The organism is Pseudomonas sp. P5_B2 (assembly GCF_056400445.1).
Window position 1 is genome coordinate 1 of the sequence record NZ_JBFULH010000683.1, and the last position, 2,040, is coordinate 2,040.

3 protein-coding genes are annotated in these 2,040 nt (G+C 56.5%); all 3 read left to right on the top strand.

What is annotated here, in order from left to right; genetic code table 11:
• On the top strand, positions 1 to 308 hold a 308-nt coding region (locus tag AC1DRJ_RS25575; RefSeq protein WP_477804609.1), incomplete at its 5' end, for a DUF3302 domain-containing protein.
• A 3-nt stretch (positions 309 to 311) separates the two neighbouring features.
• Positions 312 to 1,271: an HlyD family secretion protein gene (locus tag AC1DRJ_RS25580; RefSeq protein ID WP_477804610.1), complete on the top strand. Its 960-nt coding sequence runs from the start codon at positions 312 to 314 to the stop codon at positions 1,269 to 1,271.
• 155 nt (positions 1,272 to 1,426) lie between these two features.
• The coding region (locus tag AC1DRJ_RS25585) for a SulP family inorganic anion transporter (protein WP_477804611.1) at positions 1,427 to 2,040 on the top strand (614 nt) is incomplete at its 3' end.

The following is a 2,040-nucleotide window of genomic DNA, read 5'->3' on the forward strand; positions in this document are numbered from 1 at the left end:
TCGCGCTGCACGACATTCCTTATGAAATCGCCGTGCACCGCAATCACCCGCATCAGGACGCTATCCATGCGACCGGTTGGGTCAGTTTGTTCACCCTGCATGCGCTTTGGCCATTTCTGTGGATCTGGGCGATGGCGTACCGGGAAGACCGGGGCTGGGGATTCAGTGATGGCAAGTCGGGGCAAGTTCATATCGCTCTTCTTGAGCAGCAGGTGATCGACCTGAAAAGTCGTATAGAGCGGCTGGAATCCGCTACCGGCACTGCACGGGAAACACCAGTGTCAGACACTCGCAGTGAGGGAATTTAAGCCATGGATCTTCTGCTCATTTTGACTTATGCAGCCATCTGCGTTGCCATCTTCAAAATTTTTCGCATACCGCTGAACAAATGGACGGTGCCTACCGCAGTGCTCGGCGGGATCCTGATCGTGGGCGCAATGATCTTCACGATGAACTACAACCATCCGTACTCCGAGGTGGCGCGCTCTTACTTCGTCTCCGTGCCGGTGATTCCGGTGGTCAGTGGCCTGGTGATCGACGTGCCGGTCAAGGGTAACGAGCAACTTGAAAAAGGCGATGTGCTGTTTCGTATCGACCCTGCCCCGTTCGAGTACCGGGTCAGGTCGATCAAGGCACAGTTGGTCTCGGCAAAAGCTGATCGTGCTCGAATCACTGAGCTGATCAAGCGCAACTTCGGCACACAACGTGAACTGGACGTCGTCATTGCTCGTTCCGACGACTTGCAGGCCCAACTGGATAATGCTCAGTATGAACTGGACAACTCCACCGTTCGTGCGCCAAGCAAAGGCTTCGTGACCCACGTTTCCTTACGTCCGGGCATGATGGCCACCAAGTTGCCGTTGCGTCCCAGCATGGTATTCATCCCGGAAGAAGGGCATTACTTTGCCGCGTGGATGCGTCAAAACAGCCAGTTGCGCTTGTCGGTCGGCGATGAAGCGGAAGTAGCCTTCGATGGCATTCCCGGCCAAGTGTTTGGGGGACGTGTCACGAGCGTCATCGGCGTTATCGCAGAGGGACAAGTACAACCCTCCGGAACGTTGATTGGCTACACCGGCTCACCGCCGGCAGGCCGGGTACCGGTCATCATTGAAATTACCGACCCTGCCTATGCCCAATACAGCAAACTGATGCCCGGTGGCGCGTATGGGCAGGCGGCGATTTACAGTCAACACTTTCACCATATCGCCATGATGCGAAAAATTCTGCTGCGCATGGCTGCCTGGATGAACTACATCTTTCCATTCCATTAAAAAATGGCTGACGCCCTCTTCAATCGAGGGCGTCCCCCCTCCTCTGTCCGCCCCCGGACCGACTGGTTTTTTAGTTTCAGTGACTACACGCCACCGTACAGGTGTCGCGTGGTCGGCTGAATTGTGCATAAAAGGATTTGGAGTTGGAGCACCGCATGAGTCAACAACGTAGCGATCAGGATGATCGGCTTTCACGGTTAACCCCCCTGCTACCGGAATGGATGGAGCACTATCGAAAGGCCTGGCTCAAAGGCGATCTCATTGCGGGACTGACCGCCGCGGCCGTGGTCATTCCCAAGGCTCTGGCGTACGCCACCATTGCAGGCCTGCCCGTGCAGGTCGGCCTCTATACCGTGTTGGTGCCGATGGCGATCTACGCCGTACTCGGCAGTTCGCGCCCGCTCAGTGTCAGTACGACAACGACCCTTGCCATACTGGTCGCCTCCGCACTCGGGCAGATCAGCCCGTCCGGCGATACGGCGACCCTGATAGTGGCCTCCGCCACGCTGGCTTTTATGGTGGGCGCCATACTGGTCGTGGCAGGAACGATGCGCTTGGGCTTTGTTGCCAATTTCATTTCAGAACCAGTGTTGGTGGGTTTCAAAGCCGGCATCGGGATTGTCATCGTGCTCGACCAGCTTCCCAAATTGCTGGGCATCCACATCGACAAAGGCGGTTTTTTGCACAACGTGCTCGCCACTTTTCAGGGACTGGGGCACGCCTCATTGCCGACGGTGGCAGTCGGTGTGTTCATGGTGTTGATCCTGAT

Bases quoted from the DNA above. Each gene is read 5' to 3' on its own strand.
- AC1DRJ_RS25580 (WP_477804610.1), top strand. From the start codon at position 312: ATGGATCTTCTGCTCATTTTGACTTATGCAGCCATCTGCGTTGCCATC.